General features: G+C 40.4%; 25 protein-coding genes. 19 read left to right on the top strand and 6 right to left on the bottom strand.

All coding sequences use genetic code 11. The features are described from left to right. Positions 1-29: 29 nt before the first annotated feature. Entirely contained in the window at positions 30-932 is a 903-nt protein-coding gene (locus GWK08_RS04360; RefSeq protein WP_163605676.1) for an MBL fold metallo-hydrolase, read from the bottom strand. A gap of 166 nt (positions 933-1,098) precedes the next feature. Between GWK08_RS04360 and cyoE the strand changes: the two genes are divergently transcribed. The 17 genes from cyoE (at position 1,099) to tsaB (ending at position 16,647) form a co-directional block, all read left to right on the top strand. Next, complete coding sequence (cyoE, locus tag GWK08_RS04355) at positions 1,099-2,001, top strand: heme o synthase (RefSeq protein WP_163605675.1); 903 nt, start codon at positions 1,099-1,101, stop codon at positions 1,999-2,001. 6 nt (positions 2,002-2,007) lie between these two features. Further along, a complete protein-coding gene (locus tag GWK08_RS04350; protein ID WP_163605674.1) occupies positions 2,008-2,589 on the top strand; it encodes a cytochrome c oxidase subunit 3 in 582 nt (193 codons plus the stop codon). A gap of 46 nt (positions 2,590-2,635) precedes the next feature. Continuing rightward, positions 2,636-3,616 (top strand): cytochrome c oxidase subunit 3, encoded by a 981-nt coding sequence (locus GWK08_RS04345; protein ID WP_163605673.1) that lies wholly within the window; start codon positions 2,636-2,638, stop codon positions 3,614-3,616. A 21-nt stretch (positions 3,617-3,637) separates the two neighbouring features. Beyond that, positions 3,638-4,021, top strand: a complete 384-nt coding sequence (locus GWK08_RS04340; protein ID WP_163605672.1) for a cytochrome C oxidase subunit IV family protein — start codon at positions 3,638-3,640, stop codon at positions 4,019-4,021. Positions 4,022-4,111: 90 nt separating this feature from the next. After that, positions 4,112-4,747: a hypothetical protein gene (locus GWK08_RS04335; protein WP_163605671.1), complete on the top strand. Its 636-nt coding sequence runs from the start codon at positions 4,112-4,114 to the stop codon at positions 4,745-4,747. Beyond that, positions 4,747-5,430 (top strand): SCO family protein, encoded by a 684-nt coding sequence (locus GWK08_RS04330; RefSeq protein WP_163605670.1) that lies wholly within the window; start codon positions 4,747-4,749, stop codon positions 5,428-5,430. Before GWK08_RS04335 ends, GWK08_RS04330 begins: the two co-directional genes overlap by 1 nt. A gap of 4 nt (positions 5,431-5,434) precedes the next feature. Then, positions 5,435-5,965 carry a DUF420 domain-containing protein gene (locus tag GWK08_RS04325; RefSeq protein WP_163605669.1) on the top strand — a complete coding sequence of 177 codons (531 nt, stop codon included), beginning with the start codon at positions 5,435-5,437 and terminating at the stop codon, positions 5,963-5,965. A gap of 29 nt (positions 5,966-5,994) precedes the next feature. Next, on the top strand, positions 5,995-6,219 hold the full coding sequence (locus GWK08_RS04320) for a hypothetical protein (RefSeq protein ID WP_163605668.1): 225 nt from the start codon (positions 5,995-5,997) through the stop codon (positions 6,217-6,219). A gap of 133 nt (positions 6,220-6,352) precedes the next feature. After that, on the top strand, positions 6,353-7,597 hold the full coding sequence (locus GWK08_RS04315; RefSeq protein WP_163605667.1) for an ABC transporter permease: 1,245 nt from the start codon (positions 6,353-6,355) through the stop codon (positions 7,595-7,597). A gap of 17 nt (positions 7,598-7,614) precedes the next feature. Beyond that, on the top strand, positions 7,615-8,874 hold the full coding sequence (locus GWK08_RS04310) for an ABC transporter permease (RefSeq protein WP_163605666.1): 1,260 nt from the start codon (positions 7,615-7,617) through the stop codon (positions 8,872-8,874). A 32-nt stretch (positions 8,875-8,906) separates the two neighbouring features. Beyond that, positions 8,907-9,992 carry an efflux RND transporter periplasmic adaptor subunit gene (locus tag GWK08_RS04305; RefSeq protein WP_163605665.1) on the top strand — a complete coding sequence of 362 codons (1,086 nt, stop codon included), beginning with the start codon at positions 8,907-8,909 and terminating at the stop codon, positions 9,990-9,992. 229 nt (positions 9,993-10,221) lie between these two features. Next, positions 10,222-10,923, top strand: a complete 702-nt coding sequence (locus GWK08_RS04300) for an ABC transporter ATP-binding protein (protein ID WP_163605664.1) — start codon at positions 10,222-10,224, stop codon at positions 10,921-10,923. Continuing rightward, positions 10,916-12,148, top strand: a complete 1,233-nt coding sequence (locus GWK08_RS04295; protein WP_163605663.1) for an ABC transporter permease — start codon at positions 10,916-10,918, stop codon at positions 12,146-12,148. The genes GWK08_RS04300 and GWK08_RS04295 overlap by 8 nt, the downstream gene beginning before the upstream one ends. A gap of 11 nt (positions 12,149-12,159) precedes the next feature. Next, on the top strand, positions 12,160-13,428 hold the full coding sequence (locus tag GWK08_RS04290) for an ABC transporter permease (protein WP_163605662.1): 1,269 nt from the start codon (positions 12,160-12,162) through the stop codon (positions 13,426-13,428). A 44-nt stretch (positions 13,429-13,472) separates the two neighbouring features. After that, entirely contained in the window at positions 13,473-14,594 is a 1,122-nt protein-coding gene (locus tag GWK08_RS04285) for an efflux RND transporter periplasmic adaptor subunit (RefSeq protein ID WP_163605661.1), read from the top strand. A gap of 37 nt (positions 14,595-14,631) precedes the next feature. Next, positions 14,632-15,954, top strand: coding sequence for a TolC family protein (locus GWK08_RS04280; protein WP_163605660.1), 1,323 nt, complete (start codon positions 14,632-14,634; stop codon positions 15,952-15,954). Positions 15,955-15,972: 18 nt separating this feature from the next. Then, complete coding sequence (gene tsaB / locus GWK08_RS04275) at positions 15,973-16,647, top strand: tRNA (adenosine(37)-N6)-threonylcarbamoyltransferase complex dimerization subunit type 1 TsaB (RefSeq protein ID WP_163605659.1); 675 nt, start codon at positions 15,973-15,975, stop codon at positions 16,645-16,647. Here tsaB and GWK08_RS04270 read toward each other — a convergent pair. From GWK08_RS04270 to GWK08_RS04255, 4 genes are all read right to left on the bottom strand, one after another. Next, the gene (locus tag GWK08_RS04270; protein ID WP_163605658.1) at positions 16,644-17,456 is read right to left on the bottom strand and encodes a mechanosensitive ion channel family protein; all 813 of its coding nucleotides are present in this window, start codon (positions 17,454-17,456) and stop codon (positions 16,644-16,646) included. The two genes, tsaB and GWK08_RS04270, sit on opposite strands and share 4 nt — an antisense overlap. 133 nt (positions 17,457-17,589) lie before the next feature. Continuing rightward, complete coding sequence (locus GWK08_RS04265; protein ID WP_163605657.1) at positions 17,590-17,955, bottom strand: DUF1304 domain-containing protein; 366 nt, start codon at positions 17,953-17,955, stop codon at positions 17,590-17,592. A gap of 11 nt (positions 17,956-17,966) precedes the next feature. Further along, on the bottom strand, positions 17,967-20,021 hold the full coding sequence (locus GWK08_RS04260; protein ID WP_163605656.1) for a thioredoxin domain-containing protein: 2,055 nt from the start codon (positions 20,019-20,021) through the stop codon (positions 17,967-17,969). Between the two features lie 154 nt (positions 20,022-20,175). Then, positions 20,176-20,376: a dodecin family protein gene (locus GWK08_RS04255; RefSeq protein WP_163605655.1), complete on the bottom strand. Its 201-nt coding sequence runs from the start codon at positions 20,374-20,376 to the stop codon at positions 20,176-20,178. A 177-nt stretch (positions 20,377-20,553) separates the two neighbouring features. On the opposite strand from GWK08_RS04255, the gene GWK08_RS04250 reads away from it, so the two are divergent. After that, complete coding sequence (locus tag GWK08_RS04250) at positions 20,554-21,354, top strand: hypothetical protein (protein ID WP_163605654.1); 801 nt, start codon at positions 20,554-20,556, stop codon at positions 21,352-21,354. Between the two features lie 21 nt (positions 21,355-21,375). Here GWK08_RS04250 and GWK08_RS04245 read toward each other — a convergent pair whose 3' ends face one another. Next, positions 21,376-22,290 carry a NifU family protein gene (locus GWK08_RS04245; protein ID WP_163605653.1) on the bottom strand — a complete coding sequence of 305 codons (915 nt, stop codon included), beginning with the start codon at positions 22,288-22,290 and terminating at the stop codon, positions 21,376-21,378. Between the two features lie 141 nt (positions 22,291-22,431). Here GWK08_RS04245 and GWK08_RS04240 point away from each other — a divergent pair, with 141 nt between their 5' ends. Beyond that, positions 22,432-24,738: a T9SS type B sorting domain-containing protein gene (locus GWK08_RS04240; RefSeq protein WP_163605652.1), complete on the top strand. Its 2,307-nt coding sequence runs from the start codon at positions 22,432-22,434 to the stop codon at positions 24,736-24,738. Positions 24,739-24,878 lie beyond the last annotated feature (140 nt).

Genomic DNA, 24,878 nt, shown 5'->3' with positions numbered 1-24,878 from the left:
GGACCTTTATATTTTATGGATGGTATCTTTTATTTGGATTTTGAAAGACTTCTGTAGAAAGTCAGCCTCATAAAATCCGATTTGATAAACCAGTCTCCGTAATTCTTATCGTCGTACTTTTTGGTAATAGAAGCATCTTTTCCAATCTCTTCTTCCGATTTACCTTCTGCAATCCTGGCTTCTACATTGGCTTTGATCTCTTCCAGCATGGTAAGATATGCTCTGAGCTCAGCCTTGTTGGAGCGACCTCCGTGTCCCGGAATGATGATGGTGTCGTCGTTTGCAACGATCAATGCTTTTTTGATAGCTCCTATAACTCCGTTTACACTTCCACCACTGCTGATGTCGATAAAAGGATATTTCTTTCCGAAATAAGTATCCCCCATGTGCAGAACATTGTTATCTGCAAAATATACGATAGCATCTCCGTCGGTATGCGCGTCATGTACGTGGAAAACCATGATATTCTCTCCGTCCATATGGAAAGTGATATCATCCGTAAAAGTAACTTCCGGAAGTGCAGCTTCAGGAGAAGCCGGTGTTTTTCTGTTAAACTCCTTATTAAACTGTTCTGTACTCATACGTTTGCGAACGTTTTCGTGAGCAACAAGCACTACATCTCCCTTGTTAAAATTTTCATTTCCTCCCGAATGGTCTCCGTGCCAATGGGTGTTCAGTAGAAATTTAATGGGTTTATCTGAGATAGATTTAATAGCTTCCATCAGTTTAGGGGTCATGTGCGGGTATTGATCATCTACCATGATCAGCCCGTTCTCACTGGCATAAATACCTACATTTCCTCCCTGGCCAATCAGCATATAAACCTGATCGGTTAGTTTGAGGGTCTCTACTTTTATCTCATTTCTGTTTTGTGCATTGGCAGAAATACAAACAAAGAGCAAAAAAGAGAGTGTTCTGTGTATAAATTTCATAGTCGTTAATTTTGATATTTAGCTTGGACGTGCGTCCGAATGGAAAATTACGCATTTTGAGCATAAGTATTTTAACAAAACAGGAGTTCTTTGTGCAAAACTGTTTGAAAATCATTGCATAAAAATCTATTGTGACCTATCTTTGCACTCGATTTAGAAAAGATTGATGAAAACTGCATTGAGCACTACTACAAAAACACATTCCGTAGCTTCAGTTGTTGAAGATTTTAAGCAGATTACTAAAGCAGGTTTGGCGGTAAGTGTTGTATTCTCTTCTTTAGCCGGATATCTTCTGGGTGCTGAAACTATAGATTTTAAGATTTTAGGCCTCCTCGCTTTGGGAGGATATTTTATGGTAGGAGCTTCCAATGCTTATAACCAGATCATAGAAAGAGATCTCGATGCTTTGATGACTCGTACCAAGAACAGGCCTATTCCGGCAGGAAGGATGTCTGTGAATACTGCTTTTATCATTGCTACTCTTTTTACCATTTTAGGAATTATTACACTTTATACGGTGAATCCTAAAACAGCTATGTTCGGGGCTATTTCAATTTTCCTGTACACCAGTGTGTACACTCCTTTAAAAACAAAGACACCTTTATCGGTATTTGCCGGAGCTTTTCCGGGAGCCATTCCCTTTATGCTGGGATGGGTAGCAGCTACCAATGATTTCGGTATAGAACCCGGAACCCTTTTTATGATACAGTTCTTCTGGCAGTTCCCGCACTTCTGGGCTATCGGATGGGTACTGGACGACGATTATAAAAAAGGAGGTTTCCATATGCTTCCGACAGGAAAGAAAGATAAAGCAACTGCCTTGCAGATCATTATGTATACCATTTGGATGATCCTGATCTCTGTTTTTCCGGTAAGCGGATTAACGGGAAGATTGCAGTTGTCTGTAGTAGCGGCAATAATCGTGTTCCTTTTAGGACTGGGGATGTTGCTGTTTGCATTTAAACTATACAATAAAAGAGATAATAAATCGGCACGGAATTTAATGCTGGCAAGTGTTTCCTATATAACCCTTATGCAGATCGTGTACGTAATAGATAAATTTTTATAAGCTGGAATGGATTTAACGCAAGGAAGTTTTAATGAAAAAGATGCCAGAGCAAAGAAAATGATGCTTTGGTTTGGTATAATTAGCCTGCTTATGATGTTTGCCGGGCTTACCAGTGCCTATGTGGTAAGTAAGAACAGGCCCGACTGGCTTCAGGATTTCGAATTGCCTGGTGCTTTCTTATGGAGTACGATTACCATCTTGCTGAGTAGTGTAACTATTCACCTGGCTAAAAAAGCCATTAAGAAAGGGAAAAATCGTGATGGAATGTTGCTGTTGTTGAGTACTTTGGTGCTGGGAATACTGTTTATTGTGTTCCAGTTTAAGGGATACGGACAGATTATCGAGAACGGATATTATTTTACAGGAAGTCAAAGTACAGTTACAACTTCCTTTTTATACGCAATAACAATAGCGCATATAGCACACGTTGTTGCAGGTATAATCGTGTTAGTTGTAATAATTTATAATCATTTTAAAGAGAAGTATAACGAAGGTAAAACTCTTGGTTTAGAGCTAGGTGCAACTTTTTGGCATTTTCTGGATTTTCTATGGGTTTACCTCATTTTATTTTTCTATTTCTTTAGATAAGAAAAAAGCGTAAATTTGGGCAATTTTTAAAAACAGACAACTTTTTATGGAAGCTACTGTTACAAGTACAGAAAACGAAGGTAAAGTTTGGAGCGGAGGAAATAAACCTCTAGCTGCCAGTTACGGGAAAATGATGATGTGGTTTTTCATCGTTTCCGATGCATTAACATTCTCAGGATTCTTGGTGGCCTATGGGTTTTCAAGATTTAAATTCATAGAATCCTGGCCAATTGCAGATGAAGTGTTTACTCACTTCCCTTTTGCACACGGACAAGAGCTGCCGATGATCTATGTGGCCTTAATGACCTTTATATTGATCATGTCTTCCGTAACCATGGTACTTGCAGTGGATGCAGGTCATAAAATGAAAAAAACAAAAGTTGCCTGGTATATGTTGCTTACCATTCTTGGTGGTGCAATGTTCGTTGGTTCTCAGGCCTGGGAGTGGGCTACCTTTATTAAAGGAGACTACGGAGCTCTGGAAACCAAAGGAGGTAGAATACTTCAGTTTGTAGATCAGGATACCGGAAAGCGTGTGGCTATTGCAGATTTCGCACAGGAACTTCCCGGTGAAAGAGCGCATCATACAAGAAAAGACGGGCTGTGGTTTACCAAAGAAGGTAGCTTGCCATCTTATTCGGTAAATGAGGTAGTAGCAGGATTTAATGCTCACGATAATATCCTTATCAGAACCGAATTCCTTAATGAGGAAGGTGAAAAGACCGTATTGACAAGATCGGAATCAGCGAAGAAAATAAAAGATGCCGTTTTAGTGGTTGAAGGAGCTAACCTGATAAGAAACGAATACGGAAGCAGATTGTTTGCAGATTTCTTCTTCTTTATTACAGGATTCCACGGTTTCCACGTATTTTCCGGAGTAGTAATTAATGCCATTATCTTTTTCAACGTTATTTTAGGTACCTATGAAAAAAGAGGGCACTATGAAATGGTTGAAAAAGTTGGACTTTACTGGCACTTTGTAGATTTAGTTTGGGTATTTGTATTTACCTTCTTCTACCTGGTTTAATTATAATAGATTTTAAAAGAAATGGCACACGATACACATAAATTAGCAATATTCAGAGGTTTATTAAAGTTCAAATCGAACGAACAGAAGATATGGGGAGTTCTTGTTTTTCTTTCTTTAGTAACAGCTATCGAGGTAATTCTTGGTATCTATAAACCTGAAATGTTAGATGTAAAGATCATCGGGATGAAGGCCCTTAACTGGATCTTTATATTTTTAACTATTGTAAAGGCTTATTATATTGCCTGGGACTTTATGCACTTAAGAGATGAAAAAGGAAGCCTTACATGGTCTATCGTTTTACCTCTCGTAATACTGATCCCTTACCTTGCCTTTATTTTGTTGGTAGAAGGAAATTACATTTACGAGGTCATGAGAGATGGCTTTGTGAGCTGGAACTTTTAATAGATAACAATATTCAGAAAGACGGTTTAGGCCGTCTTTTTTTATCCCGTTTCCTCAGGAGGGGGATGTATTAGATAATAAAACGAAACTGTGAAAAAGTTTTTTGTACTTGGTGTTCTTTTTATACTCCCGATCGTAGCATATCTGTTCTTTGCTTCGGGAGTGAATAATTTTGCTAAACTTCCCACCATGACCATCGGAGTTAAGGATGTTACGCATTTTAATTCGCTCGATGGTGAAAATGTAACCCTTCAGAATAAGATCACTATCCTGGGTTTTTTTGGCGATAACGTTGAGTTTAAAAAAGGAAATGCCTTTAATCTGAACCAGAAGATATACAAGCGCTTCTATGAATTCAAGGATTTTCAGTTCGTTATTGTACTTCCCAAAGGACAGGAGGAGAAGGTAAAGGAGCTGAAAGCAGAATTGAGTAACCTTACCGATACGGTAAACTGGAAGTTTATTTTCGGGGATAAGGAAGACATTGAAACGTTGTTTAACAGCCTGGGATCTGATTATGCCCTGGATGAGCACCTGAGCACACCGAGGGTTTTTATTATCGATAAGGATCGTAACCTCAGAGGGAGAAAAGGAGATGAGACCCTTTATGGCTTTGATGCCACCTCTGTGTCGGAGATAAACAATAAAATGGAAGATGATGTCAAGATTATTCTAGCGGAATACAGACTGGCATTAAAAAAGAACAATGCGTACAGAGAGAAGTAATGAAGAAAAATAATTATACATATGTTTGGGTCTCTTTTGTGATCCTCATTTTTGGAATAATCTTTATCCCTCGTATCATAGACAGGATCAAAAGCGGAACTACGGTAGAAGAAGCCCGGATAGATAAAGATGAATTGGTATATGTAGTCCTGAATAATGAAAAACGTAAAGTTCCCGAATTCTCATTTTTAAATCAGGACAGTCTCCTTATTACCGATAAGGATTACAGAGGAAAGGTATATCTGGTAGAGTTCTTTTTTACTACCTGCCCTTCCATTTGTCCCATCATGAGTAAGAACCTGGTGCAATTACAGGAAGAGTTTAAATCTTTTGACAATTTCGGAATAGCTTCTTTCTCCATCAACCCGGAGCACGATACACCTTTCGTGTTAAAGGAATATGCCGAACTGTATAAGATTACCAATATAGACTGGAACCTGCTTACCGGAGCAAAAAGAGATATTTACGATCTGGCTAATTACGGATTTAATATCTATGCTGCTGAGGATGGTCAGGCCCCCGGAGGTTTTGAACATTCCGGGAATGTGGCACTGATAGATAAGAACGGATTTATCAGATCCAGAAGAGACGATTTCGGAAACCCGATCGTGTATTACAGTGCGATAGAGCAGGAAGGTATAGATATGCTGAAAGAAGATATTGCAAAACTTTTAAAGGAATAAGAAAATGGCAGAAACCGTTGATGAGACTAAATACAATAAGTGGATTAAGATTTTATCGGTAGCTATTCCCCTGGTGGTAGCAGCGCTTTTCGGAATTAAGATCCCTAACGTAGAACCTTTATCGTTTTTGCCACCTATTTACGCTACCATTAACGGGATCACGGCAGTGTTGCTTGTCCTTGCGGTTATAGCAATTAAGAATGGAAAAAGAGTTTTACACGAACGCCTGATGAAGGCCTGTATTCTTTTATCTATCTCCTTTCTGGTAATGTATGTTGCTTATCATATGACTTCAGATTCTACTTCATACGGAGGGGAAGGAGTAATGAGGTACCTGTATTTCTTTATTCTTATATCTCATATTTTGCTCTCCATAGTCATTATTCCGCTGGTACTTATTACCTACGTAAGGGCTTTGTCCAAACGTTTTGATAAACACAGGAAGATAGCTAAGATTACCTTCCCTATCTGGCTATATGTAGCGGTTACGGGAGTTGTGGTATATCTGATGATCTCTCCTTATTATGTTCATTAAGCGTATATTTGTAAATAAAAACTAAGACTTTGAAAAAGCTTGTTTTCGTAATAATATTATTTGTTTTTCTGTTGCCCGAAGCATCGGATGCACAATGCGCCATGTGCCGTGCTGTATTGGAGAGCGGAGAAGAGCAATCTGCAGCCAAGGGTATCAATAACGGGATCATTTACCTTATGGCGATTCCCTATATTCTCGTAGGGGCATTAGGGTATTTTATCTACAAGGCACTCAGAAAAAATTCACCTGCTTAAAAAAGCGTAAAATTTTAAGGCCCAAACTGTAACAAATCAGATATGTCTTAGTCTATTGTATGTAAGTGATTGAACATTAGATGTAATATTATCGCTGCATAGCATAAACAAACTAAAATTTGAGCCTGAAAATATGTTTGATATAGAGCGCTGGCAGGAGATTTTCGACACTATTCGCAAAAATAAACTAAGAACCTTTTTAACGGGGCTGTCTGTAGCTTCCGGAATTTTTATTTTGGTGATCCTTCTCGGATTTGGCCAGGGGATGCGTAATGGGATCCAGGCAGAGTTTGAAGCAGATGCAACCAATCGCATATGGGTCTGGACTCAGGTAACTACCAAAGAACACAAAGGTCTTAACCCGGGTAGGTTTGTAGTGATGAATAATGAGAACTACGACTACCTCACTACAAAGTACAATAAGGAGCTGGAATATAAATCATCGATCTTCAGGATCAGAGGTGGCCTTATCAATTACAAAAAAGAATCAGGGAATTACGGCATACAGGGAGTTAGTCCGGACTATCAGTTTATTGAGAACCAGAAAATGGAAGAGGGAAGGTTCCTGAATTACCGCGATTTGGAGGAGGTGAATAAAGTGGTGGTCATTAGTACCAAGGTAAAAAACGAACTGTTTAAGGAAGAAGATCCTATAGATAAGATCCTTCAGTTATCAGGTATCAACTTTAAAATAGTGGGGGTTTATTCCGATGAAGGAGGGGAAAGAGAAGAGAACAGGGTCTTTGTTCCCATTACTACTGCTCAGCGTGTTTTTAACGGAGGGAACAGGGTTGCGAACTTGTCTTTTACCATGCAACCCGAAGAAAACTTTGAAAAGGCAGTGCAGGCATCGAATAAGTTCTCTGCAGAACTGGAAACCTATCTGAAGCAATTCCATACCGTTGCACCCGATGATAACGGTGCCGTTCACGTTTTTAACGCCCTTGATGAAGCAAAACGCTATTACACCCTGGTAGATAATATTAAACTTTTCTTCTGGTTCGTGGGTATCTGTACCATTATTGCAGGAGTAGTGGGAGTTAGTAATATCATGCTAATTATTGTAAAAGAAAGAACCCGGGAGATCGGGATCAGGAAAGCCCTGGGCGCCAAGCCATGGCCGATTATCGGAATGATTCTGCAGGAATCTGTTTTTGTTACTGCTTTCTCCGGTTTTGGAGGCCTTATTTTCAGTATGGGACTCCTGGAGCTCCTCGGACCGAATATAGAAGTGGATTATATCGTAAACCCTTCTGTAAATTTCCAGGTGGCTATGACCACGGTATTCGTTCTGATCTTTGCCGGAGCCGTTGCAGGCTTTTTCCCGGCATGGAGAGCCGCAAGGATCAAACCCATAGTTGCTTTAAGAGATGAATAACCCTTAAAAAACAGAAAATGTTTAGCAGAGACCGTTGGAAAGAAATTTTAGAGGTACTGACCACAAACTGGTTCAGGACCCTGCTTACGGCCTTTGGTGTTTTCTGGGGAATATTTATCCTTATTATTTTACTGGCGGCAGGAAAGGGTCTTGAGAACGGGGTGAAACTGGATTTCGGAGATACAGCTACCAATACCATCTTTATGTGGACACAGACCGTTTCCAAACCCTATAAAGGTTTACCCAAAGGAAGGCGGTACAATTTTAAGGTAGACGATGTTGAAGCGATCAGGCAAAATGTAGATCATTTAAGATTTGTCTCTCCAAGAAACCAACTGGGTGGTTTTGGTGGTGCCAATAATGTGATAAGGGGAATAAATGCAGGAGCTTTTAATGTGTATGGCGATTATCCCGAAATCATACAACAGGAGCCTATGGATATAGTTCAGGGACGCTTTATTAATTATGCTGATATAATTGACAAAAGAAAAGTGGCTGTCATCGGAGAGGGAGTAAAGGCAAGTCTTTACGATAAGGAAGAAGAGGTGATAGGTACCTACATCAAAATACGGGGAGTGAGCTTCCTGGTGATCGGGGTGTATAAAAAGAAAAATACCGACGGTGATAGTGAAGAAGCACAGAAAGAAATATTTACACCCTTTACTGCTTTTTCCCAGGCATTTAACATGGGAGATAGAGTAGGCTGGATGGCTATTACTGCAGAAGATAAATACTCTATTTCGGACTTAAAGGAAAGTGTTTTTAAAGTGGTTAAAGAGAATCATAAGATCCACCCGGACGATACCCGAGCAGTGGGGCATTTCGATCTCTTTGAAGATTACAGCAGGATAGTGCGGCTTTTTGCAGCCTTACGCCTGGTAGCTTACTTTGTGGGTACCCTCGTCTTGTTGTCGGGGATCATCGGAGTAAGTAACATTATGCTTATTGTGGTTAAGGAACGTACCAAGGAGATTGGAATAAGAAGGGCGCTTGGTGAGAGCCCCTGGTCTATTAGAGGACAGATATTGATGGAGTCTATCTTTTTAACCATCATATCGGGAATGGCCGGAATAGCTTTTGCTTCCCTGGTCATTTACCTGATCAATTACGCACTGGATTCCAATGGCCCGGTAGATATGTTTACCAATCCGAGTGTAAATATCGGGGTGGTTTCCATAGCTTTGACCATATTGATCGTTTCAGGTCTGCTTGCAGGACTGATCCCGGCACAGAACGCTATTAAAGTTCGTCCGGTAGACGCTATAAGAACAGAATAAATTAAGTTGACAGATAAGAAAACCTAAATACAATGAAAAAATTAATAACCGTCTTAATTTTAATAGGGATCGTGGTAACTTTTGGCTTTGCCATGTACTATTTATATCAGAAGAACTCGGAAGACCCGGTAACCTATACCACCGAGCTGCCGGCAAAACAGACCGTGGTTAAAAAGACGGTAGCCGTTGGCAGTATCCTGCCTTTGGAAGAAGTGCTGATAAAACCGAATATTTCAGGGGTTATAGAAGAAATATATATAGAGGGCGGAGATCAGGTTAAGGAAGGAGATCTTATTGCAAAGATCAGGGTAGTACCCAATTTATCTTCCTTAAACACAGCCAAGAATAATATCCAGACAGCCAAGATCAGCCTGGACGATCAGAAACGGAATTATGATCGTCAGAAGGGGCTTTTCGACAGAGGAGTGATCTCTAAGGTAGATCTGGAGCGTGCTGAAGTGAGTTATCAGCAGGCCTTACAGAGCTATAATTCTGCCAATCAGAATTACGATATCATCAGAACGGGAACTACAAGAGGCCTGGGGAAATCTGCAAATACCCTTATTCGTTCTACAGTAGGAGGAATGGTATTGGAAGTACCGGTAGAAGTAGGGAACCAGGTTATTGAGAGTAATACCTTTAACGACGGGACCACTATAGCCACCCTGGCAGATGTGAACAAGATGATCTTTGAAGGGAAGGTAGACGAATCGGAAGTTGGAAAGATAAAAGAGGGCCTTCCGCTTGAAATAACAGTAGGAGCTATTGAAGACCAGACCTTTAATGCAGTGCTGGATTATATTGCACCTAAAGGTAAAGCAGAGAACGGCGCTATTCAGTTTGAGATCAAAGGAACTCTAAAGAAACAGGATACTACTTTTATCCGGGCCGGACTAAGTGCAAATGCTTCTATCATCCTTGCCAGGGCCAATGATGTACTTGTAATAAAGGAAGCATTGGTACAATACGATGCGGAGACCAAAAAGCCTTATGTTGAGATCGAAACAGGCGACCAGCAATTCGAAAGAAAAGATGTTGAACTCGGTTTGAGCGACGGAATATTCGTTGAAGTTAAGTCGGGCATAAACGAAAGCGATAAGATCAAAGTCTGGAATTAGACAATCTTTTCAGAACTATTCATAAAGGAAGAAGTTAATAATCAGCCTGTTTTTGGCAGCTATTGACTTCTTTTTTTTATTTATTTAACATTTTCTTCACAAATTAAGTTGTAACATTTTTTAGCACTTGTAGTCTTATGTACAAAAGACAATAAAAAAACAGCTTTTAACACAACATAAATGCAATGAGAATCGGGAATGATTTAAGGTTGCATCTAATTAACTAACCATGATTGAAATTAAAAATCTTCACAAATCTTATAAGATGGGAAGTAATTCCCTTCATGTTCTAAAAGGAATAGATTTTTCGGTTAAAGAAGGAGAGTTGGTAGCCATTATGGGATCTTCGGGTTCAGGAAAATCTACTTTACTCAATATCCTTGGGATGCTGGATGAGGCAGATTCCGGAGATTATCACCTGGATAAGGTTGAGATCAGGAATTTAAATGAGACAAAAGCTGCCAATTACAGGAATAAATTCCTTGGTTTTGTTTTCCAGTCCTTTAATCTGATCAATTATAAAACGGCTATGGAAAATGTAGCCCTTCCTTTGTACTATCAGAAAGTAGGAAGAAAGGAGCGTCAGCGCAAAGCCTTAAAGTACCTGGAGCAGGTAGGTCTTAAAGAGTGGGCCGGGCATTTGCCGAGTGAGCTTTCGGGAGGACAGAAACAAAGGGTGGCAATAGCAAGAGCTATGGCTGCAGAACCTAAAGTACTTCTTGCCGATGAGCCTACGGGAGCACTGGACAGTAAAACTTCCTATGAAGTAATGGACCTGATACAGCAGATCAACGATCAGGGAAATACTATTCTGGTAGTTACTCACGAACCCGATATTGCACATATGTGCAAGCGTATTGTACACCTGAGGGATGGTGTTATCGAAAAAGATGAGAAAGTAGAACAAGTAAGAGCATCAGCATATGTTTAGCAGAGATCGTTGGCAGGAGATTTTTCAGACGATTCGGAAAAATAAGCTCAGGACCTTTTTGTCCGGCTTTACCGTAGCCTTGGGGATATTTATCTATGTAACCCTTTACGGTTTCGGAAATGGTCTGATCAATACCTTTGATAAATTTTTCCAGGATGACGCCACCAATACTTTTTTCCTTTTTGCCGGACGTACATCCATGCCATATAAAGGATTTAAATCCAACAGACGTATAGAGTTTAAAAATGAAGATATGGAAGAAATTAGCGATAATTTCGCCTTTTATCTCGATTATATAACTCCGAGAATTTCCAGAGGTGCTTTGGTAAAGTACGACAATGAGTCTAACAATTATACAACCAGAGCGGTTGGTCCGGCGCATCAGTTTGCCGAAAAGACCATCATCATGAAGGGAAGGTATCTTAACGGAGAAGATATTAAGAACAGAACGAAATATGCTGTAATAGGACGTTTGGTAGAAAAAGACCTCTTTCCCGGCGGAGGAAATGCTATCGGGAAATATATAGATATAGGAGGGAGCTCCTTTAAGGTTATTGGTGTTTTTCAGGATGATGGTGGAGATAATGAGGAAAGATTTATCTATATCCCCTATACAACAAGGCAGCTTATAGAAAAAAATACAGATAAAATAGACCAGATCATCCTGGCCTTCGACCCGAAGATAGGTCATGCAGGTTCCCTGGTATTTGAAAGTAAACTGACAAAATATTTAAAGGATAAACACAATATACACCCCGATGATCAGAACGCTCTTTTTATCAGGAACGTTGCCGATCAGTTGAAGCAGAACCAGCAGTTTGCACGGGTGCTTCAGACCATTGTATCGGTGGTGGCTTTCGGAACCATTATAGCCGGGATCATAGGTATCAGTAACATAATGGTGTTTACCGTTAAGGAACGAACAAAGGAATTGGGTATCCGTAAAGCCCTGGGAGCTACTCCAAGAGCTGTTATCGGAATGATTATTATAGAATCTGTTTTTATAACTACGATCGCTGGATTTGTAGGATTAATGATAGGAGTTGCTGTTTTAGGCTCCTTGGATTTAACACTGGAAGATTACTTTATTACCAATCCCTATATCAAGATAGGAACCGGTATTTTTGCAACCGTACTCCTTATAGTTTCGGGTGCATTGGCAGGGTATCTTCCGGCTAAAAGGGCCGCAAGGATCAAACCTATTGTGGCATTAAGGGACGAATAAAGTATTATACTATGAGATTTATTTTTGACAGAGATACCTGGCAGGAAATTTTCGGATCGATCCGGAAAAACAAACTGAGAACTGTTATTACAGTTGTAGGAGTAGTTTGGGGAATATTCATTTATATTGCCCTCTCAGGTTCGGCAAAAGGTCTGGATAACGGATTTGAAAGAGAATTCGAGACCGTGGCCATGAACAGTATGTTTGCCTGGGCCCAGAGTACCAGTATTCCTTACGAAGGGTTTAAGACCGGAAGATCACTTCAGTTGAAACTGGATGATGCGCGAATTCTGCAAAACAGGATCCCTGAAATTCAGTATATAGCCCCGAGAAATGCAAAAGGTGTTTTCGGAGGTTCCGGAGGAGCCAATGTAGTAAGGGGACAGAAAACAGGAAGTTACAGTATTTACGGAGATTTCCCTGTGTTTACCAAAATTGCCACAAAGAAAATATACGATGGCGGAAGGTTTATTAATGATGAGGATATTAAGTATGGCCGTAAAGTATGCGTGATTGGTGAACGTACACAAAAAGAACTTTTTGAGAAAGACGAGAACCCCATAGGAGGATATATTCGGGTAGACGATATTTACTTTCAGGTAGTCGGAGTACATAAGTTTGTACCTGGCGGAGGTTTTGAAAGTGACAGTGATATCTTTATCCCGTTTACTACCTATAAAAAACTTTACAATACCGGAGAGAATGTAGATTGGTTCTCCATAGCTGCTTTTGCAGATGCCGATGTGATACAGGTTGAAGAAGATGTAAAGGCGGTACTAAAGAGTAACCACAGGGTTCACCCCGATGATGAAAGAGCCTTCGGTTCTTTTAACCTGGGAGAGATCTTTAACAGGATCATGGGCTTTTCCAAAGGGATGACCTTTTTATCCCTGATCGTGGGTATTGCTACCATCATTGCCGGAGTGGTCGGAATCGGGAATATATTACTGATATCGGTAAAGGAACGTACCAAAGAACTTGGAGTTCGCCGTGCACTTGGAGCAACTCCGAGAGAGGTTAGAGGCCAGATCATTCTGGAATCTGTATTTCTTACCTTTATAGCCGGGTTTATCGGAATTATTTTCGGGTCGTTTGTACTGGCAATTATAAACAGTTTTACGCAAAATGGTGATGGGATACCTTATACAAACCCGACGGTTCCCCTTGTTTATATCGGAGGTGCTGTTGCCCTCATGGTTATCCTGGGAACACTCATCGGCCTTATACCGGCACAGAGAGCGGTAAGTATTAAACCTATAGACGCATTAAGAGAAGAATAATTAATATATAGATACACTAAACAACCATAAAAAAATACATTAGAATGAAAAAAATATTGAAATACGGTTTTATTGCATTCCTTGTCATTGGAGGATTATTTGCAGCTGCATACTTTGTCAAATCGAATGCCAAGTCCCCTGTAGTTTATGAGACCGAAACGCCTTTTACAGCAAGTATTGAGCAAAAAACGGTAGCTACAGGAAAGGTGATCCCTGAAGATGAGGTAAATATTAAACCACAGATATCCGGTATCATTGAAAAGATCTACCTGGAAGAAGGAGATAAAGTAAAAGCAGGAGCTCTTATCGCCAAAGTAAAAGTGGTTCCTAACGAACAAACTTTGAACAGTGCGAGAGGTAGAGTGAGAAATGCACAGATCTCATTGAACAACTCCAAGATCGAATACGACAGAAACAAAACCCTTTTTGACAGGGGAGTAGTATCCAGTCAGGATTTTAACAATATCAAGCTTGCTTACGATCAGGCAAAACAAGAACTTGAAAATGCACAGAGCGACCTGAGAATTATCAGAGAAGGTTCTGCAGGAGGTTCTTCCATTGCCAATACCAATATCAGGGCTACCGTATCAGGTACGGTACTTGAGATCCCTGTTAAGGAAGGAGATCAGGTAATCCAGAGTAATAACTTTAATGATGGTACTACCATTGCAACCATTGCAGATCTTGGAAAAATGATCTTCGAAGGGAAAGTAGACGAAGCAGAAGTAGGGAAACTTAAAATAGGAATGCCTCTTAAGATCAGTCTTGGTGCTATTCAGAACAAAGAGTTCGATGCCGAGCTAAAGTTTGTAGCGCCTAAAGGAAACGAAGAGCAGGGAGCTGTTCAGTTTAAGATTGAAGGTGATGTATATCTTGATGAAGACTTTTTTATCCGTGCAGGATACAGTGCTAATGCATCTTTGGTATTGGAGAAAAAAGAAGATATCATGGTTATTAAGGAAGCTTTACTTCAGTTCGATAAGGAAACAGATAAGCCTTATGTAGAAGTAGAGGTAGGTGATCAGAAGTTCGAAAGAAAAGATATAGAGATCGGGATCTCAGATGGGATTAATGTAGAAATAGTTTCCGGTCTTACAAAAGAAGATAAAGTAAAAGTTTGGAATAAAACAGAACCGGTAAAGAACGAAACAGCCGATAACCAATAATTAATCGATAAGTATTAATAAGAAACAATCACAACTTATGAGGTTTAGAATAACATTAGTTACTGTGTTATTGGCAACTTTCTTTGTCAATGCGCAACAAAAAAAGTGGACTTTAAAGGAATGTGTTGAATACGCACTGGAACACAATATCACCATTAAGCAATCGGAATTAGACCTGGAAAATATCGATATAGACAGGTTAGATGCCATCGGGAATTTTATCCCATCCCTGAACGGTAATTCTACGCTGTCGTCAAGTACCGGTCTATCCACAAACCCAACTACGGGAATTCTTGAAAATACGGTTCAGACAACCATATCTGCCGGGATTAGCTCAGGAGTGACCCTTTTTGACGGTTTGAGGAATTTAAAGCAATTAACAAGGGCAAAACTTAATAAAGTGGCCTCTCAATACCGTTTAGATGATATTAAGGACGATATTTCACTGGCAGTGGCTAACGGATATCTGCAGATCCTTTTTAACAGAGAAAACCTGGTGGTAGCTCAGGCTCAGTATGCTGTAACGGAGCAGGACCTTAACAGGACCAAAGAATTGGTTAGCTCCGGAGTAGTGCCAAAGGGAGATCTGCTTGAGATCGAAGCAACTGCGGCTACTCAGGAACAACAGATCATCAATTCTGAAAATGCACTTAGACTGTCTAAAATAGCATTGGCTCAGTTGTTATTGATCCAGGATTATGAGAATTTCGATATTGCCAACGAGAACTTTTTGGTACCCACAAGTACTATCCTGAACAATACTCCAAGAACTATCTTTGATAAGGCGGTTACTTTCAGGAATGACATCAAATTCTCAGAAACTAATGTAGAATTGGCTAAAAAAGACCTGGAGATATCCAAAGGGGCTTCTTATCCAACACTTAACGGTTTCTTTAATTATAATACTCGTTATACCGATCAGATCCCGGCAGACCTTATTCAACAGTTTTACACTTTTGATGGTATATCCTACGGAGTACAGCTGAACGTTCCGATTTTTAACGGTTTTAATACAAGTAACAGGATCAAAAGAAGCAAAATTGCTTTAGATAAGGCTCAGCTTCAGTTGGAGCAGGATAAACTCGATCTTGAAAATACGGTTAACCAGGCATGGAACGATACACAGGCAGCTTTAAAAGCATATGAAGCCGCACAAAAAACACTGATCGCGAGAACGGAAGCTTACAACTATGCCAAAGAGCGTTTTAATGTAGGGCTGATGAACTCCTTCGACTTTAGCCAGGCACAATCCAGATTGGAAAATGCCCAGGCAGAAGAGATCAGAACAAAGTTTGATTATATTTTTAAACTAAAAGTATTAGAATTCTATTTCGGAATACCTATTGATGATCTAAACTAACTTATATTTGTAGCCGTTATGGCTATTATTCTAAGTATAGAGACATCTACCACAAATTGCTCCGTGAGCATTGCAAAAGACGGAGAACTTTGTGCACTGAAAGAAGAAAACAATCCGAATTACTCACATTCGGAAAATTTACATAAGTTCATAAAAGAAGCATTGAAAGATGCTTCTTTTTCTTTAAATGACCTCAATGCAATTGCAGTGAGTAAAGGCCCCGGTTCCTATACCGGACTCCGTATAGGGGTTTCAACAGCAAAAGGACTGTGTTTTTCTCTGGACATTCCGCTTATTTCTATCCCTACTTTAGAATCGCTGGCACATCAGCAGCAGGTAGAGAAAGGATCTATTGTATCTATGCTGGATGCACGCAGAATGGAAGTCTATACAGCTTCTTTCGATAAGGATCACAATCGCCTTACCGAAACGGAAGCCAGGATAATTGATGAAGATTCCTTTTCGGATCTTTTAGCACGATCTGAAGTGCATTTTATAGGTACAGGTACCGAAAAATGCAAAGAAGTTATTCAGCATCCGAATGCCCGTTTTACCAAGACAGAACAGGTGCCTTCCGCTAAAGAAATGAATAAACTGGCTTATCATAAATACAAAATAAGCGACTTTGAGGATGTCGCTTATTTTGAACCTTATTATCTTAAAGATTTTATTGTAGGAAAGAAGAAAGCTTAAGCTTCCTTTCTGATCTCCACCTGATGTGGGTAAGGTATTTCGATTCCGGCCTTATCAAGGGCTTCTTTTCCGTTTTCAATGGTTTCGAAATATACATCCCAGTAATCGGCTACATTGGCCCACGGACGTACCGCAAAGTTTACCGAACTGTCGGCAAGCTCCGATACTGCAACCATAGGGGCCGGATCTTTCAGCACCTTGGGATTACTTGTAAGGACTTCCATTAAAACATCTTTGGTAAGTTTAATATCCGAACCGTAATCTACTCCGAAGGTCAGATCCACCCTCAGTTTACCCTCGGCAGAATAATTGATGATGTTTCCGTTGGAAAGGGTTCCGTTCGGAATAATGACCAGTTTGTTGGTAGGAGAGTTCAGCTTGGTAGTGAAAATATCGATTTCCTTAACTACTCCCAGTTCTCCCTGAGCCTCGATAAGATCGCCTACCTTAAACGGTTTAAAGATCAGGATAAGTACACCTCCGGCAAAATTTGCCAGCGATCCCTGAAGAGCGAGACCAATGGCCAGACCGGCAGCAGCAATAATAGCGGCAAAAGAAGTGGTCTCAACTCCCATTGTTCCAAGAACAGCCAGGATAAGCAATACTTTGAGTATCCAGCTTGTCAGACTGATCAGGAATTTCTTTAGGCTTTCGTCATAATCGTTTTTGTTCATGACGTGACTCATTCCTTTCATCATTTTTTTGATAACCCAGGATCCGATGATCCATATAAGCAGGGCACCGATGATCTTAGGTCCGAAATCCGCTATGAATTCAATCCCTTTGTCCACCCATTTTTCTAAGTCCATAATTTCTTGTTTTTAACAGTGTTTATTATTTTATCAAAATGCAAATAACAGCAGAAAGCTGCTTAAAGCGCCAAATCCTCCCGGCAATTTTTAATTTATCCACTAAAGGGATAAAATAATCGATGATATACCTTTAATTCATCAGAATGACCGCCAGGGCTATAATTGCGGGGACCGATTGTACATAAAATAACCTTGCCTTTTTAGTGGAATAAGCTCCGTAAATACCTGCAATGATCACACATGCCAGGAAAAAGTACTGTAATGCCTGCGCAAACGCAATATTGGTCTCCAGAAGAGACCAGATAAGGCCGGCTGCCAGAAAACCGTTGTACAATCCCTGATTTGCAGCCAGCACCTTTGTGCTTTCGGCAAAATCCTTTTGCAGGCCAAAGGCCCTCCGGCCATAAGGTTTTGTCCAGAGAAACATTTCCAGCACCAAAAAGTACAGGTGTTCGAGGGCCACGAATCCTATCAGTATTTTTTGAAGTATTTCCATGAGTATATTTGCTATTCGGTTGTTTTCAGGCTTTTTCGAAGCTGTTTCAGCGCTTCGGGAACTTCTTTTACAGGGAGCTTACAGGCACTGTTCACACATACATAAATAAAGGTTTCACCCTCCACATAACGATTCTCCAGTAAATCGAGTTTTGATTCCTTTTCACTACCCACGATAAGTTTGTTGGGGACATAGTTTTTATTGATCTCCCTGACCCTGGATTTTGCCTCTTTTCCGGTGATGGCAATCTCGTAATAATCGCCGGCCATATTCAGCATAAGATCCAGCCAGTTGGAATGCCCCGATCCGTATTCGGCAATATCACTCTTCATATTGTTCAGCATTTGTACCGACACCTGCTTGTATTTTTCATTCCCGAAGTAATGGGAAAGTTTAAAAAGATCTTTGGCGAGAATAGAATTGGAAGCCGGGATCACATTATCTGTCTTTTCAATACTTCTGCTTACGAGCGAGCTGTCTTCATCCGAAGTAAAAAAGAACATCTCACTCTCCTCATCAAAAAAGTGGTCAAAACAATAATTAGCCAGATCTCTGGAGGTATTCAGCCATTTTTCGTCTAAAGTCACCTCATACAGGCTTATAAAAGCATCTATAACGCTGGCATAATCTTCCAGATAACCGTTTATCGTACTTTTCCCTTCCTTATAGCTATGATTGAGACCTCCGTCTCCTCTCAATTGTTTTTTTACTAAAAATTCGGCATTCTTTACAGCAGTCTTTAGAAAATCCTCTTTCCCGAAAGCCTGATAGGCATTGATATAGCCTTTAAGCATTAAGGCGTTCCAGGAAGTCAGTGTTTTATCATCTAATCTCGGGCGATCACGTTTATCCCGTTCCTTCAGTAATAATTTTTTCCATCTGCTTACCTTATTTTTCAGATCTTCTTCGGAAATACCGTGTTTACCGGCAATTTCACTATCAGGATCCCTTCTGATAAGAACAAAATTATTATGCTCCCAGAAGCCGTAATCATTAATGTTGTAGTAGTCTTTAAAAAGCTCGAAGTCGCCTTTGAGCAATTTGCTCAGCTCTTCCTTTTTCCATACATAATAAGCCCCTTCTTCCAGTTCTCCTTCTTCATTGTTGCTGTCGGCATCCAGAGAAGAATAGAAGGCTCCTTCCTTATTGGTCAATTCTCTTTTAACGAAATCGAGGGTTTCATAAACGATATCCTTATAGAGCTCATTCTTGGAAATAAGATAAGCTTCGGAATACAAACTTACCAGCTGGCCGTTGTCATAGAGCATTTTCTCAAAATGTGGAACATGCCATTTGGCATCTACCGAATAGCGCGAAAAACCTCCGCCAATCTGATCATATACCCCTCCGTAAGCCATTTGGGTAAGCGTCCGGTTTACATATTCCATGATGTCGCTATTCTCTGCCTGATAGGCGTAGCGCATCAGAAAATGGTAATTATTGGGCATCATGAATTTTGGTGCCCGGTTCAATCCGCCTCTTTGATGATCAAAATATTTAGACCATTCACCAACGCTGAGTTTGATCTCTTCCGCCGAAAAAGAGGCTTTTTCCCTGTTGGGTACCACCAGGTTCAGGCCTTTTAATCCTTTTTCAAGATTTTCAGCAAATTCTATTACTTTCTCCGGAGAATCCCGGTATATAGCAGATATCTGTTCTAAAGATCGCAACCAATCATCTTTTCTGAAATAAGTACCTCCCCAGAAAGGCCTTCCGTCCGGCAGGGCTACCACATTCATGGGCCATCCGCCACTCCCTGTCATTAATTGTACGGCATTCATATACACCTGATCCACATCCGGGCGTTCTTCCCGGTCTACTTTGATATTTATGAAATTCCGGTTCATAATATCGGCCACCAGCGAATCTTCAAAACTCTCTTTTTCCATTACATGACACCAGTGACAGGCAGCATAACCTACACTGATAAGGATAAGTTTGTTCTCATCTTTGGCTTGTTGAAGGACCTTATCATTCCAGGGTTTCCAGTCTACCGGATTATGAGCATGCTGAAGGAGATAAGGACTGGTTTCATTGATGAGGTCGTTGGTATATTGATGTGTCATGTCCTTTGTTTTTGGGCTTTGACAGCCAAGTAACAGAATTAAAAGGGGGATTATAAAGAGAAATTTTTTTAGCATGCTCCTAAATTGAACATTAAAAATATAAAAAACGCCCCGTATAAACGGAACGTTTGTTACAAATATCACCCGGGGTTGTTTACTGAACCTCGAAGGTGAGTTTTACATTTACGCGATATTCCGTTATTTTATCTCCGTCTACCAGAGCACTTTGGTCCTGTACATATACCGAGCGTATATTTTTAACCGATTTTGAAGCTTGTGTTACCGCTTTTTGAGTTGCGTCTTCCCAGCTTTCGTTCGAATTCGATAATACTTCTATAACTTTAAGAACTCCCATTTTGATTCGTTTTAAATTACTAGTCCTTATAAAATTACGTTAATTATTCGGCTTTTAAAAGGATTTACAGCCGATTGAAGTAAAACCACCCTGCTCAAATAATGATTTGACTACATTGAGTTAATCTTTTTTTAATGAGATTGATAGATTTTTGCTTATTACGTTATAAAAACTTTTATGATCATTAAAATTAGCGCTGACCCGATCTCTTTAATGATAGTTTTTCTTACCCTTATTTTTGTTGATGTACTTATCTGCAGAAAGCACAGGAAGGAAATCAGGAAGAGAAATGAAGCTATTACAAAATACAACAGGATAGACCTGGTGACCATACGTGAGCTGATTCATGAAAATTCCGATACGATCTCAGGGCTTATAAAGAAGATCAATGCCCTGTACAGCAGCGTTGCGGAAAATATTGGGCTTCAGGATGCAAGTCAGCTTAAGAAAAACAGAAAGGACCTGAAAAAACTGGAGGAGGAAGTCCATGAACTGAAAACGGAGATCTATTATTTTGTCCGCTCTCTGGACGGAACTTCTGCCGAAACCATTAAATTCTATATTTCCGTTCTCGATTACATTCACCATATGGTTCAGTCAATCGGTTATATCGTAAAGAACAGCTATGTGCATGTGAAAAGCAAACAGCGAAACCTCAGATTCAACCAGATCAGGGACCTCCGGAAGATAGATGATCAGCTTCAGATATTGTTTTCCGAAATAGAAAAGTCCTTGGGCGGGGGATCTTTAGAAGGTATTCACAGTATTATTGAGGAGAAAACCACGCTTTTGGAACAAATTTCCGGTCTTATCGGAAAGCAGATAGATCAGTCCCGCTCTGCGCAAAGCAACCCCAAAAACAACAGGCTGTACTTTAAACTCCTGCTACAGACCAAAGACCTGATCACCGCTACGATGAACCTGCTTTGCCTGCTGGATGAATTTCATCACAGTTATAAAACCGTAAAAACCGGGTAAATAAGATGTTTTTGATGCGTTTTAGCCGTTTATGGCAATTACTTCATTTACTTTTTCGTTCAACATGTTTTTCAACATGCTCTCTATCCCGTTTTTCAGGGTAAAAGTAGAAGAAGGACAGCCGCTACACGCTCCCTGAAGGATCACTTTAACCGTTTTGCTGTTTTCGTCATACGAATCGAACATGATATTCCCTCCGTCACTGGCAACAGCCGGTTTTACGTATTCATCAAGGATATCTATGATCTGTTTGGAAGTATCGTCAAGGTTTTCGGCATAAGCCGTAGCCTCACTTTTCTGATCGATAATATCTTTCCTGGCTTCCGCTCCTTCGGAAATGATCTCCTTTCCGTCTGCAATATGATCTCTGATAAACTGCCTCAGTTCCATAGTGATCTCAGTCCAGTCGGCCACATCATATTTGCTTACCGAAATATAGTTCTCATCTAAAAAGACCTCCTTTACAAAGGGAAAACCGAATAAAGCCTGGGCAATAGGTGCATGGCGGGCTTCATCTATATTTTTAAATTCATAGGGCGCCGGAACCAGTTTTTTATTGGCTACAAACTTCATAACCCCCGGATTGGGAGTACTTTCGGCATAAACGGTTACCGGTATTTTTTTGTTTTCTTCTGCATTTTCTTCAATTACAGCCTTTTGCCCGTTGTTCAGATAACTCTCTATCTGTTCTGCCACCTCATTTTGCACATCTTCCCATTCTACGATATTATATCGCTCTATTCCGATGAAATTGCCCGAAATAAAGACAGTTTTTACAAATGGAAGGTAGAATAACTGCTGTGCCAGAGGCGAATTCTTAGCCTCATCTATATTTTTAAACTCGTAACTTTTATGCTCCGTAAGGAAAGAATTTGCCTCGAATTTAAGGATAGTCGGGTGATTTGTTGGCTGTATTTTTATCTCAATTTTACTCATTCGTCATAAAAATTTTTACAAAATTACGAAAAGATATAGATACATTTTAATATATTTGATGTTCAGACCCCAAATTTTAACATGAAAAAACTGTGCTATATACTCGTTTTTTTCACGGTTAACCTGTATTGTCAAATTACTGTGAACGACGGTTCTCACTCAACGCAACAGCTGGTTGAGGACGTGTTGATTAATAGCCAGTGCGCAACAGTTTCTAACTTCAAGAGCGCAACGGGTACCTCTGTTGGAATTAATGGAATTGGATATTTTGAAAGGAATGCGAGCGATTTCCCTTTCGAAAACGGTATTGTGCTTAGTACGGGAAAGGCTGTTAAGGTTAAAGGGCCGAATGAAGACAATTTTTCAGGAGATGGAGTGGGAGAAGCCTGGTATGGCGATTCCGACCTCGAAAATATAACACAAACGGCTTCTACGCAGAATGCTACCTATCTGGAATTCGATTTTGTTCCCTTTTCAACGAGCATGAGTTTTAACTTCCTCTTTGCTTCCGAAGAATATTATCTGAATTACCCTTGTCAGTTTTCCGATGTATTTGCCTTTATCTTAACCGATTCCAGGGGAGTTTCACGAAATCTTGCTGTTATACCGGGAACTGATATTCCCGTTAAAGTAACAGAAATACACCCCAGAATAAATGGTAATGGCGGCTGTGAAGCTAAAAACGAACAATTCTTTGATAAATATAACGACCCCATAACCTCTTCTATCAGTATGAACGGTCAGACCGTTCCGATGACGGCTTCTGCAGATGTGATCCCCGGAGAAAATTATACCATAAAGCTGGTAATTGCCGATTTTCAGGATGGGAACCTAGATTCTGCGGTTTTTATAGAGGGAGGTAGTTTTATAGTAGGTGCAAGCCTTGGAGATGATTATTCCATAGCAAACGGAAATCCTGTTTGTAACGGAGATTATGTAGATCTTCAGGCCAGTGTTTTTGGTACGGCTACCTACAGCTGGAAGAAGGACGGAGTAGTGATAGCCGGTGAAACCGGTTCCAGTTTAAGAGTTACCGATACCGGAGTTTACACGGTTGATTTTGATATTAACGGAGGATGCGTCGGATCTGATGATATTTTAGTGGAATTTGTAGATGCTGTAACTCTTAACGCTCCCGATGCCATTGAGATCTGTAGTACGGACGGCGGTGCTTCAACCCTGTTCGATCTGACTGTCAGGAACGCACAGATAAGCGGAACCAATACCGGTCTGAGCTTTAATTATTACGAAACTCAGGCAGATGTCAATGCCGGAAACCCGATTGTCAATTCCGAAAGCTACAGGAATACAGCCAGTCCGCAACAGATCATTGTGGAAGCTGTTTCCCAATACGGATGTAAATCATATACTCAGTTAGACCTGTCGGTTAATCAATTCCCGACCATTAATATCAATCCTGCTCCCTTAAGCCTCTGCGATGAGGATGGAGACGGCCTGGCGGTCTTTGACCTCAGGGAGAGGGAAACCGATATCCTGAACGGATTGAGCGGTGTTAACCTGTACTATTATCTGGACAGGGGAGAAGCTGCACAGGGAGATCCGGCCAGGCGTATCAGCAATCCGGATGCTTTTTCCAGTACACAGACCTTCAGGCAGACCATTTATATAAGAGCGGAAGCTTTTGCCAATAGCTGTTCGGTCATTTTCCCGCTCGAATTAGAAGTGTTACAATTCCCTGCCCTGACCATGGCAGAAGAGTACAATCTCTGTCTCGATGGGAACGGAGCAGCAATCCTTCCGTTAAACGATATAGATACAGGCCTGAATGAAACCGACTTTTCCTTTGTATGGTATGAAGGAACGGAAGCCCTGGATAGCAGGATTATAGCCGGAGCTAATAATTCTTTCTATACCTACGATAAGGAAGGTTTTTATACGGTAAAGGTTATCAGCAATACTTCGGGTTGTGAAATGGTAAGGACAACCAGGGTAAGAGCATCTTCTCCGCCGGTTTCTCTAAGCACCGAAGTGATTTCCAGACCTTTTTCCGGGAATAATGAAGTAAAGGCTACCGTAATCGGTAACGGAAATTACTTGTTTTCAATCGACGGGAGTGAGCCTCAATCTTCCGGTGTATTTACGAATATACCCCCCGGAAGGCACACCATTACCGTTTTTGATGAGTTTTTCTGCGGAAGTCTCTCCGAAGAGGTTATTATAATGGATTACCCGAGATTCTTTACGCCAAACGGAGATGGGATCAATGATTTGTGGGATACTTCAGCTTTTGCATCGTTAGCTCAACTGGAGATCAGGATATTCGACAGATTCGGAAAACTGTTGAAAGTGATGGATCAGAATACTGCAGGATGGGACGGGACATTTAACGGAAATCAGGTTCCTGCCGGTGATTACTGGTTCAGGGCCAGTTTTATGGAGGATAACGCCATCCAGCAGCTAAAAGGCCACTTTGCCTTAAAGCGTTAATGTCACTGCTTACTTTTTAATACTCTTCTTAAAAAACTTGGTTATCTCTAATTATTTATCATAAAATAACTGGAAATTACGGTTTATTTGCCTTGTTGTTGGAAAAATCCAATATTTTGAGGGTAGGGTAAATCCACTCC

Origin of the sequence: Leptobacterium flavescens (assembly GCF_010671605.1) — a bacterium.
Lineage (GTDB): Bacteria > Bacteroidota > Bacteroidia > Flavobacteriales > Flavobacteriaceae > Leptobacterium > Leptobacterium flavescens.
This window is presented reverse-complemented; position numbering and strand designations above follow the sequence as displayed.

What these genes read in the sequence shown, in the direction of transcription:
- GWK08_RS04315 (WP_163605667.1), top strand. Translation starts at nt 6,353, where the DNA reads ATGTTTGATATAGAGCGCTGGCAGGAGATTTTCGACACTATTCGCAAA.
- GWK08_RS04280 (WP_163605660.1), top strand. Translation starts at nt 14,632, where the DNA reads ATGAGGTTTAGAATAACATTAGTTACTGTGTTATTGGCAACTTTCTTT.
- cyoE (WP_163605675.1), top strand. Translation starts at nt 1,099, where the DNA reads ATGAAAACTGCATTGAGCACTACTACAAAAACACATTCCGTAGCTTCA.
- GWK08_RS04345 (WP_163605673.1), top strand. Translation starts at nt 2,636, where the DNA reads ATGGAAGCTACTGTTACAAGTACAGAAAACGAAGGTAAAGTTTGGAGC.
- GWK08_RS04325 (WP_163605669.1), top strand. Translation starts at nt 5,435, where the DNA reads ATGGCAGAAACCGTTGATGAGACTAAATACAATAAGTGGATTAAGATT.
- GWK08_RS04285 (WP_163605661.1), top strand. Translation starts at nt 13,473, where the DNA reads ATGAAAAAAATATTGAAATACGGTTTTATTGCATTCCTTGTCATTGGA.
- GWK08_RS04270 (WP_163605658.1), bottom strand. Translation starts at nt 17,456, where the DNA reads ATGGACTTAGAAAAATGGGTGGACAAAGGGATTGAATTCATAGCGGAT.
- GWK08_RS04360 (WP_163605676.1), bottom strand. Translation starts at nt 932, where the DNA reads ATGAAATTTATACACAGAACACTCTCTTTTTTGCTCTTTGTTTGTATT.
- GWK08_RS04250 (WP_163605654.1), top strand. Translation starts at nt 20,554, where the DNA reads ATGATCATTAAAATTAGCGCTGACCCGATCTCTTTAATGATAGTTTTT.
- GWK08_RS04265 (WP_163605657.1), bottom strand. Translation starts at nt 17,955, where the DNA reads ATGGAAATACTTCAAAAAATACTGATAGGATTCGTGGCCCTCGAACAC.
- GWK08_RS04260 (WP_163605656.1), bottom strand. Translation starts at nt 20,021, where the DNA reads ATGACACATCAATATACCAACGACCTCATCAATGAAACCAGTCCTTAT.
- GWK08_RS04255 (WP_163605655.1), bottom strand. Translation starts at nt 20,376, where the DNA reads ATGGGAGTTCTTAAAGTTATAGAAGTATTATCGAATTCGAACGAAAGC.
- GWK08_RS04330 (WP_163605670.1), top strand. Translation starts at nt 4,747, where the DNA reads ATGAAGAAAAATAATTATACATATGTTTGGGTCTCTTTTGTGATCCTC.
- GWK08_RS04300 (WP_163605664.1), top strand. Translation starts at nt 10,222, where the DNA reads ATGATTGAAATTAAAAATCTTCACAAATCTTATAAGATGGGAAGTAAT.
- GWK08_RS04340 (WP_163605672.1), top strand. Translation starts at nt 3,638, where the DNA reads ATGGCACACGATACACATAAATTAGCAATATTCAGAGGTTTATTAAAG.
- tsaB (WP_163605659.1), top strand. Translation starts at nt 15,973, where the DNA reads ATGGCTATTATTCTAAGTATAGAGACATCTACCACAAATTGCTCCGTG.
- GWK08_RS04295 (WP_163605663.1), top strand. Translation starts at nt 10,916, where the DNA reads ATGTTTAGCAGAGATCGTTGGCAGGAGATTTTTCAGACGATTCGGAAA.
- GWK08_RS04350 (WP_163605674.1), top strand. Translation starts at nt 2,008, where the DNA reads ATGGATTTAACGCAAGGAAGTTTTAATGAAAAAGATGCCAGAGCAAAG.
- GWK08_RS04290 (WP_163605662.1), top strand. Translation starts at nt 12,160, where the DNA reads ATGAGATTTATTTTTGACAGAGATACCTGGCAGGAAATTTTCGGATCG.
- GWK08_RS04310 (WP_163605666.1), top strand. Translation starts at nt 7,615, where the DNA reads ATGTTTAGCAGAGACCGTTGGAAAGAAATTTTAGAGGTACTGACCACA.
- GWK08_RS04305 (WP_163605665.1), top strand. Translation starts at nt 8,907, where the DNA reads ATGAAAAAATTAATAACCGTCTTAATTTTAATAGGGATCGTGGTAACT.
- GWK08_RS04245 (WP_163605653.1), bottom strand. Translation starts at nt 22,290, where the DNA reads ATGAGTAAAATTGAGATAAAAATACAGCCAACAAATCACCCGACTATC.